The organism is Ramlibacter sp. (genome assembly GCF_028291745.1).
Lineage (GTDB): Bacteria > Pseudomonadota > Gammaproteobacteria > Burkholderiales > Burkholderiaceae_C > Ramlibacter.
Genome location: NZ_JAQGNQ010000096.1, coordinates 1 through 7874 on the forward strand (window position 1 = coordinate 1; position 7874 = coordinate 7874).

The 7874-nt window shown below is 66.4% G+C and carries 6 protein-coding genes and 1 pseudogene; 3 read left to right on the top strand and 4 right to left on the bottom strand.

Features of this window, described 5'->3' with window-relative positions:
* Nucleotides 1-206: pseudogene (locus JWP60_RS17955) on the top strand (hypothetical protein); the annotation flags it as partial.
* A gap of 124 nt (nucleotides 207-330) precedes the next feature.
* Complete coding sequence (locus JWP60_RS17960) at nucleotides 331-774, top strand: response regulator (protein WP_299794486.1); 444 nt, start codon at nucleotides 331-333, stop codon at nucleotides 772-774.
* On the opposite strand, the gene JWP60_RS17965 is transcribed toward JWP60_RS17960, so the two are convergent.
* The 4 genes from JWP60_RS17965 to JWP60_RS17980 all read right to left on the bottom strand — a co-directional run bounded on the left by JWP60_RS17965 (nucleotide 734) and on the right by JWP60_RS17980 (nucleotide 7014).
* Complete coding sequence (locus JWP60_RS17965; RefSeq protein ID WP_299794489.1) at nucleotides 734-2401, bottom strand: Na/Pi cotransporter family protein; 1668 nt, start codon at nucleotides 2399-2401, stop codon at nucleotides 734-736. The two genes, JWP60_RS17960 and JWP60_RS17965, sit on opposite strands and share 41 nt — an antisense overlap.
* Before the next feature lie 104 nt (nucleotides 2402-2505).
* Nucleotides 2506-3021 carry a signal peptidase II gene (lspA, locus tag JWP60_RS17970; protein WP_299794492.1) on the bottom strand — a complete coding sequence of 172 codons (516 nt, stop codon included), beginning with the start codon at nucleotides 3019-3021 and terminating at the stop codon, nucleotides 2506-2508.
* Nucleotides 3021-5903 carry an isoleucine--tRNA ligase gene (gene ileS / locus JWP60_RS17975; protein WP_299794495.1) on the bottom strand — a complete coding sequence of 961 codons (2883 nt, stop codon included), beginning with the start codon at nucleotides 5901-5903 and terminating at the stop codon, nucleotides 3021-3023. Before ileS ends, lspA begins: the two co-directional genes overlap by 1 nt.
* Before the next feature lie 100 nt (nucleotides 5904-6003).
* Nucleotides 6004-7014 carry a bifunctional riboflavin kinase/FAD synthetase gene (locus tag JWP60_RS17980; protein ID WP_299794497.1) on the bottom strand — a complete coding sequence of 337 codons (1011 nt, stop codon included), beginning with the start codon at nucleotides 7012-7014 and terminating at the stop codon, nucleotides 6004-6006.
* A 151-nt stretch (nucleotides 7015-7165) separates the two neighbouring features.
* Here JWP60_RS17980 and JWP60_RS17985 point away from each other — a divergent pair, with 151 nt between their 5' ends.
* Nucleotides 7166-7723 carry an HNH endonuclease gene (locus tag JWP60_RS17985; protein ID WP_299794500.1) on the top strand — a complete coding sequence of 186 codons (558 nt, stop codon included), beginning with the start codon at nucleotides 7166-7168 and terminating at the stop codon, nucleotides 7721-7723.
* Nucleotides 7724-7874 lie beyond the last annotated feature (151 nt).

The window sequence follows — 7874 nt, forward strand, 5'->3', positions numbered from 1 at the left end:
ACGTGACCAACAAGCTGGTGATCGCGGGCACCGTGGACAGCGTGGTGCAGCAGATCCTGCACTTTCGCGACCAGATCGGCGACTTCGGCACGCTGCTCTATGCCTGCCACGACTGGGTCGATCCGGCACTGGGCAAGCGCTCCATGCAGCTGATGGCCGAAGAAGTGATGCCACGCATCAACGCGGCAATCGCCGCCGACGCCTGACGCTCGCCCACGCCTGTCCCTTCCTACAGGGCCACGGCTTCGCTGCTGTCAGCAAGCGCCCCAAGGCCGCCCTAGAGTCGCTTCCCATGGCGGGACCGCAGCGTCCGCCCCTGGAGAAGAAGCAATGACGTTTCGCGCCTACATCGTCGACGACAGCACGACGGTCCGGGACAACCTGATCGAAACCCTCAAGGAGCTCGCCGACATCGACCCGGTGGGCACGACCGATTCCGAGCACGAGGCCAGACGCTGGCTGGGTGCCAACGGCTGGAACCTCGCGATCATCGATCTCTTCCTGCGCGAAGGCAGCGGCATGAACGTGCTGGAGGCCTGCCGCCAACGCGGTCCGCAACAGAAGGTCGTCGTACTGAGCAACCATTCCTCGCGCGACGTGCGCTGGCGCTGCCGGCAACTGGGTGCCGATGCGGTGTTCGACAAGTCGACGGAGCTGGAAGCGCTGGTCGACTACTGCGCCTCCCATCGCCGCAGCGTGGAGGACGCGCCGGTCGCGGCCGCCGCCGTGCAGGCTAGTGCGCCCGCGAAGCCTGTTCCGGCAACACCTGCTTGAACCGGGGGGGCGAGAGAGCGCCCGCCGACTCGAGGATCGGATAGGCGATCGAGCAGATGTGCGAGTTGATGCGCTTGAGATCGCTGATCAGGTCCAGGTGCAAGGAGCTCGTCTCGATGCTTTGCACCGTGTTCTCGGTCAGGCGCGTGAGGTGCGTGCCGGCATAGGCGCGCTCCAGGTCGCGAAAGCGCGCCTTTTCCTCCAGCAGCTTCTGCGCGTCGCGCACCGAGCCGTTCAGGAACACGCTCATGCCCAGGCGCAGGTTGTCCAGCAGGCGTGCATGCAGCTCGCAGATCTCCGCCATGCCGGCATCGGAGAAGCTGCGGCCCTTCTTGATCTTCTTGTCCTCGATGTCCTGCAGGATGCGCTCGACGATGTCGCCGATCTGCTCCATGTTGATCGTGAAGCTGATGATGTCGGTCCAGCGGCGGCTCTCTTCCTCGCCCAGCGCTTCGCGCGAGATCTTGGTCAGGTAGTACTTGATCGCCGAATAGAGCTGGTCGACAGTGTCGTCCATCTTGCGCAGCTCCTGCGCCAGGCGCAGGTCGTTTTCCTTGATCACGCGCAGCATGCCCAGCATCATGGTCTCGACCACGTCCGCCTGGTGCAGCGCCTCGCGCGCGGCGTTGGAGATGGCCAGCGAAGGCGTCGCGAGCGCCGATGGATCCAGGTGATGCGGTCGCCCGGCCAGCAGGGTCTTGTCCGGCTTCGGCAGCCAGTGTTCGACCAGGCGCGCCACGTGGTGGGTCAGGCCGAGGAACAGCAGCGCGATCAGCACGTTGAACACCAGGTGATAGGTGACCACCAGCGTCGCGTGTTCGGCGATGAAGGGGCTCAGGTGGCGGGACCACAGGCCCACGAAGGGCGCCGCCAGCAGCACCCCCACGGTCTTGAAGACGAGGTTCCCCAGGGGCACCTGCCGCACTTCGACGCTGGAGTTGGCGGTGGCCAGCACGGCCAGCAGGCCGCTTCCCAGGTTGGCGCCCAGCACCAGCCCCAGCGCCACGTCGATCGGGATGGCGCCCGAGGTGGCCAGCGTCGCCGTGAGCAGCACGATGGCGAGGCTTGAATAGGCCAGCACGGAGATCACGGCGCCCACGGTGATCTCCAGCAGGATGTCGCTGGAGAGCGATTCGAGCATCGCCTTGACCGCGGGCGAGCGGACCATGATGGCCGTCGATTCAGCCACCAGTCGCAGCGCGAGCAGCATCAGGCCGATGCCGATCAGGACGCGGCCGAAGCGGCCCACCGGCGTCGACTGCCGCGTGATGAACAGCACGACGCCGACGAAGATGAAGAGGGGGGACAGCCAGGACAGGTCGAACGAGAAGACCACCGTCATCAGGCTCGTGCCGACGTCGGCGCCCAGCATCACGGCCAGTGCCGTTCCCAGGCTGACCAAGCCCTGACCGACAAAGGCGGAGACGATGAGCGCGGTGGCGGTGCTGGATTGCACGAGGGCGGTGACGCCCAGTCCGGCCATCGCGGCCGCGGGCCGGGTGCCGATGCTGCGCGCGAGCACGTGGCGCAGGTTCGCGCCGAAGACACGCAGGATGCCGGTGCGAACCAGGTACGTGCCCCACACCAGCAGCGCGACGGCCGCCAGCAGGTTCAGCAGATGCTTCATGTTGTGAGGAACATGATACGCCGGCACTCGGCGGGAGAGGGACCGGTGTCGGGTCGTTGCCACGGCGGCTGGTGGGATGCGCATGGCGCACCCCACCGTGGGCCTCACCGTGTGCGCCGCACCCGCAGCAACTCGTCGAGGATCAATGCCGCCGCCCCGATGGTGATCGCCGTGTCCGCCACGTTGAAGGCCGGGAAGTACCACCGGTCCTGCCAGTGGAACTGCAGGAAGTCCACGACATACCCGCGCAGCAGGCGGTCGATCACATTGCCGATCGCCCCACCGAGAATGCACGCGAGGGCAAAACAGAACAGCTTCTGCCCCGCGTGCTTGCGCAGCAGGTAGACGATGAACAGCGTCGCCGCCACGCCGATGCCGGTGAACAGCCAGCGCTGCCAGCCCGAGGCCGCAGCCAGGAAGGAGAAGGCCGCGCCGGTGTTGTGCGCCCGCACGATGTTGAAGAAGGACGTGACCGTCGTCGAATCGCCAAAGCGCAGGTAACCGAGGATCAGCACCTTGGTGAACTGGTCCACGATCAGCAGGATCAGGGCCAGGCCGATCCACGGCAGCATGCTCCCGCTCGCCGAGCCGCGCGTCATGAGCGTGGTTCCGCGGGCCATCAGGCGTGCACCCGGGCTTCGCCGGCGCCGAACAGGTTGCTGACGCAACGACCGCAGATCGCCGGATGCGCGGGGTCGGCGCCGACGTCGGCGCGCCAGTGCCAGCAGCGGTCGCACTTGGTGTCGTCGGAGGCGTTCACTTCGATCTCCAGGGGCGCGTCGTCGCCCAGCGCTTGCGCAGCCACGCTGGCCTTCGACGTGATGAACACGAACTTGAGGTCGTCCCCCAGCGAGCGCAGCAGGGCCGCATCCCGCGGGTTGCCGCGGATCGCCAGGTTGGCCTGTAGCGAGGAACCCACCTTGCCCTCGGAGCGCAGCTGCTCGATGAACTTGTTGGCCGCGTCGCGGATCTCGCGGATGCGGTTCCAGCGCGCCAGCAGCTCGGTGTCCGGGCTGCCGATCTCGGCGTATTCCTCGAGGAAGATCGAGTCGGAGCCGCCGAACACCTTCCACGCCTCTTCGGCCGTGAAGGAGAGGAAGGGCGCCATCCAGCGCAGCATCGCGTGCGTGATGTTCCACAGCGCCGTCTGCGCGCTGCGGCGGGCCAGCGACTTGGGCGCTGTGGTGTAGAGGCGGTCCTTCAGCACGTCGAGGTAGAAGGCGCCCAGGTCTTCGGAGCAATAGACCTGCAGCTTGGCCACGACCGGGTGGAACTCGTACACCTCGTAGTGCGCCAGCACCTCCGCCTGGAATTGCGCCGCGCGCGCCATGGCATAGCGGTCGATCTCCAGCATCTGCGCGAGCGGAACGGCATCCTTGGCCGGATCGAAGTCACTGACGTTGGCCAGCAGGAAGCGCAGCGTGTTGCGGATGCGGCGATAAGCGTCGACCACGCGCGCGAGGATCTTGTCATCGCCGGCGATGTCGCCGGAGTAGTCGGAAGCGGCCACCCACAGGCGGATGATCTCCGCCCCGAGCTTCTGGCTGGTCTGTTGCGGATCGACCCCGTTGCCCAGCGACTTGGACATCTTGCGGCCCTGGCTGTCCACCGTGAAGCCGTGCGTGAGCAGGCCCCGATACGGCGCGCGCCCGTACATTGCGCAGGCCGTGAGCAACGAGGAGTGAAACCAGCCCCGATGCTGGTCGTGGCCTTCGAGGTAGAGGTCGGCCTCGGGGCCGTTCTCGTGCGCGGCGCCGGCGTGCGAGCCTTTCAGCACCGTGGTGTGCGTGGTGCCGGAGTCGAACCACACCTCCAGGATGTCCTGGCTCTTGGTGTAGTTCGGCGCGTCGGCAGCGGCGCCGACCTTCGCCAGGATCTCCTCGGTGGAGGCCTTGCTCCACGCTTCGATGCCGCCCGCGTCGACCATGTCGGCCGCTAGGTCGAGGATCTCCATCGTCCGGGGGTGCAACTCGCCCGAGTCCTTGTGCAGGAAGAAGGGCAGGGGCACGCCCCAGCTGCGTTGGCGGCTGATGCACCAGTCGGGCCGGCCGGCGATCATGTCGCGCAGGCGGGCCTTGCCGTTCTCGGGATAGAAGCTGGTTTCCTCGATCGCCTCCAGCGCCATGCGCCGCAGCGTGCTGGGCGCCTTGTCCTTGGTGAAGACGCCGACACCCTCGTCCATGCGGATGAACCATTGAGCGGCCGCGCGATAGATCACCGGCGTCTTGTGGCGCCAGCAATGCGGGTAGCTGTGGGTGATGGTCTCGGTGGCCAGCAGGCGCTCGTTGTCTTTGAGCGTGGCGATGATGTGCGGCACCGCCTTCCAGATGTTCTCGCCGCCAAACAGCGCGAAGTCGGGCGCGTACGAGCCGTTGCCCTGCACCGGGTTCAGGATGTCGTCGTACTTCATGCCGTGCGCGAGGCAGCTGTTGAAGTCGTCCAGGCCGTAGGCCGGCGAGGAGTGGACGATGCCGGTGCCGTCTTCGGCCGTGGCGTAGTCGGCCAGGTACACGGGCGACAGGCGCCGGAAGCCGGGATCGACGTCGTACAGCGGGTGGCGAAACGCGAGGCCGCCGAGGTTCTTGCCCTCGGTGGTGGCGAGAACCGAGCCTTCGAGCTGGTAGCGAGCCAGCGCTTTTTCGACGAGGACTTCGGCAACGATCAATTTGCCGCGCGGGGTGTCGACCAGGGCGTAGACGATCTCGGGATTGAGGTTCAGCGCCTGGTTGGCGGGGATCGTCCAGGCGGTGGTGGTCCAGATGACGGCGTAGACCTCTTCGCTCCCTCTCCCGCTTGCGGGAGAGGGTAGGGGTGAGGGCAGTCCAAAGGCCGCATACACCTTCGCCGCATCATCCGCCTTGAACCCGACATCCAGCGTCTGCGACTTCTTGTCCGCGTACTCGATCTCGAATTCCGCCAGCGACGATCCGCAGTCGAAGCACCAGTACACCGGCTTCAGCCCGCGGTAGACGAAGCCGCGCTCCACCACGCGCTTGAAGGCGCGGATCTCGCCGGCCTCGGTGCCGAAGTCCATCGTGCGATAGGGATGGTCCCAATCACCCAGCACGCCCAGGCGCTTGAAGTCGCCCATCTGCAGCGCGATCTGCTCGGTGGCGAAGGCGCGGCTCTTGGCCTGCATCTCGTCGCGCGGCAGGTTGCGGCCGAACTTCTTCTCGATGGCGTTCTCGATCGGCAGGCCATGGCAGTCCCAGCCCGGGATGTAGGCCGCGTCCAGCCCCTTGAGCTGGCGCGACTTGACGATCATGTCCTTCAGGATCTTGTTGACGGCGTGACCCATGTGGATCTGGCCGTTGGCATAGGGCGGGCCGTCGTGCAGCACGAACTTCTGCCGGCCGCAGCGCGCCTCGCGCAGGCGCTGGTACAGGCCCTCGTCTTGCCACTGCTTGACCCAGCCCGGCTCGCGCTTGGGCAGGTCGCCGCGCATCGGAAAGGGGGTGTCGGGCAGGTTCAGCGTGGCGCGGTAATCGGTCTTGTCGGTCATGGGAAGCCTCTGCGAACTGTCATGCCGGGCTGGACCCGGCATCCACCGTGGTGGGGGAGAAAGGCATGGATTGCGGCTCGAGCCCGCAATGACAAGATCGTTAAATTCGGTCGCGCGTGGTCTGCCGCCGCGTCTCGGCATGCGTGGACGCGAAGAAGGCGCGCGCGGCGTCGCAGTCGCGCGCGATGCCCGCCTTCAGGGCATCGAGGCCGTCGTAGTGCAGCTCGTCGTGCAGTTTGTGCAGCAGTTCCACGCGGATGATTTTACCGTAGGCCCCTTCGGCGCCCAGATGGGCCGGCCATTGCAGGCAATGCGTCTCCAGCAGCACGCGCCCGCCATTGGCATCGCGCGGGTCCAGCGAAGGGCGCACGCCCAGGTTGGCCACACCCTCCAGCGGCGTCTCGGACAGGCCGTGCACCTGCACGGCGAAGATGCCGCCGGCCGCCGGCTTCCAGTGGGCGAATCGCAGGTTGACGGTGCGAAAACCGAGCTCCCGCCCAAGCTTGCGGCCGTGCACCACATGGCCGCTGATGCTGTACGGCCGCCCCAGCAGGGCAGCGGTGCCGGCCATGTCGCCGCGGGCCAGCGCCTCGCGCACCGCCGAGCTCGAGACGCGCAGGCCGTGCACCTCGTAGCTGTTCATGCGCGCCACGTCGAAGCCCAGCCGGCTGCCGGCGGAATCCAGCATCGCGTAATCACCCGCGCGGCGCGCCCCGAAGCGGAAGTCGTCGCCCACCAGCACGTACTTCGCGCCCAGCCCCTTGACCAGCACATCGGAGATGAAAGCTTCCGGCGCCAGCCCGGAAAGGCGCGCATCGAACGTGAGGATCACGCACTGCTCGACACCGCACTTGCGCAGTTCGCCCAGCTTGTCGCGCAGCGTGGCCACCCGCGCGGGGGCGAGCTCCGGCTTGCGGTGCAGGGCCGCGAAGTAGTCGCGGGGATGCGGCTCGAAGGTGAGCACGCAACTGGGCACGCCGCGGTGGCGCGCCTCGCTGTTCAGCAAGGCCAGCATCGCCTGGTGTCCGCGGTGCACGCCGTCGAAGTTGCCGATCGTGACGGCGCAGGCCGGGGCGATCTGGGGATGGTGGAAGCCGCGCAGGATCTGCATTGCGATGATATCTTTTTGATAGCAGCGTGTGACCGTGTGTCACGGCGGACCCACGCATGGCCTGCCACAGCTGAAAGACGAAAACACGGTATATTGTCTCTCACGCCGAGAGGGCGCTGTCGGTCTGTTCGTCGTTGAATGGAGGCGCGTTTTGAAGGTTTTGAAGCTGTCCGCCCAAGGACTGCCCCAGTCGTGGATTTCGCTGGAGCAGGCCGTGCTGCACTATGCCGCCGACCAGGTGCGCTGGGAGGCCGGGGCGGAGGTCGCGGTGTTCCGGGGCGGCATCAATGCCGAAAGCGGGCAGCAGTCGATCATCACGGTCAACAGCATCATCGGCACCAAGGGCGTGCCGAACATCAATCCGTTCGAGCTCAAGCCGGGCCTCACCAACGGCAAGCTGTTCGCCCGCGACCGCAACATCTGCGCCTATTGCGGCGACCAGCTGCACGAGGAAGAGCTCACCCGCGAGCACATCGTGCCCTTCGCCCAAAATGGCAAGGACCACTGGATGAACGTGGTCACGGCCTGCCGCGCCTGCAACCACCGCAAGGGCAGCCGCACACCGGAGCAGGCGGGCATGACGCTGCTCTACGCGCCGTACGTCCCCAGCCTGTGGGAAGACTTCATCCTGCGCAACCGCCGCATCCTGGCGGACCAGATGGAGTTCCTGATGGCGCATCTGCCCAAGAACTCGCGCTTGCATGGATAGGTTCAGGATGTCATTGCGGGCTTGGCCCACTACTGTCCGGAGATTTTTTCGAATAGTGAAAACTGGCTCGGCGGCGCTTGTTCGTCCTCTTCGGGGGTGATCGCTGCCAATAGATCGGGCAGTGGGGTGCGCTCGAAGAGAGACAGGCTCA

What these genes read in the sequence shown, in the direction of transcription:
- JWP60_RS17960 (WP_299794486.1), top strand. Translation starts at nt 331, where the DNA reads ATGACGTTTCGCGCCTACATCGTCGACGACAGCACGACGGTCCGGGAC.
- JWP60_RS17965 (WP_299794489.1), bottom strand. Translation starts at nt 2,401, where the DNA reads ATGAAGCATCTGCTGAACCTGCTGGCGGCCGTCGCGCTGCTGGTGTGG.
- lspA (WP_299794492.1), bottom strand. Translation starts at nt 3,021, where the DNA reads ATGGCCCGCGGAACCACGCTCATGACGCGCGGCTCGGCGAGCGGGAGC.
- ileS (WP_299794495.1), bottom strand. Translation starts at nt 5,903, where the DNA reads ATGACCGACAAGACCGATTACCGCGCCACGCTGAACCTGCCCGACACC.
- JWP60_RS17980 (WP_299794497.1), bottom strand. Translation starts at nt 7,014, where the DNA reads ATGCAGATCCTGCGCGGCTTCCACCATCCCCAGATCGCCCCGGCCTGC.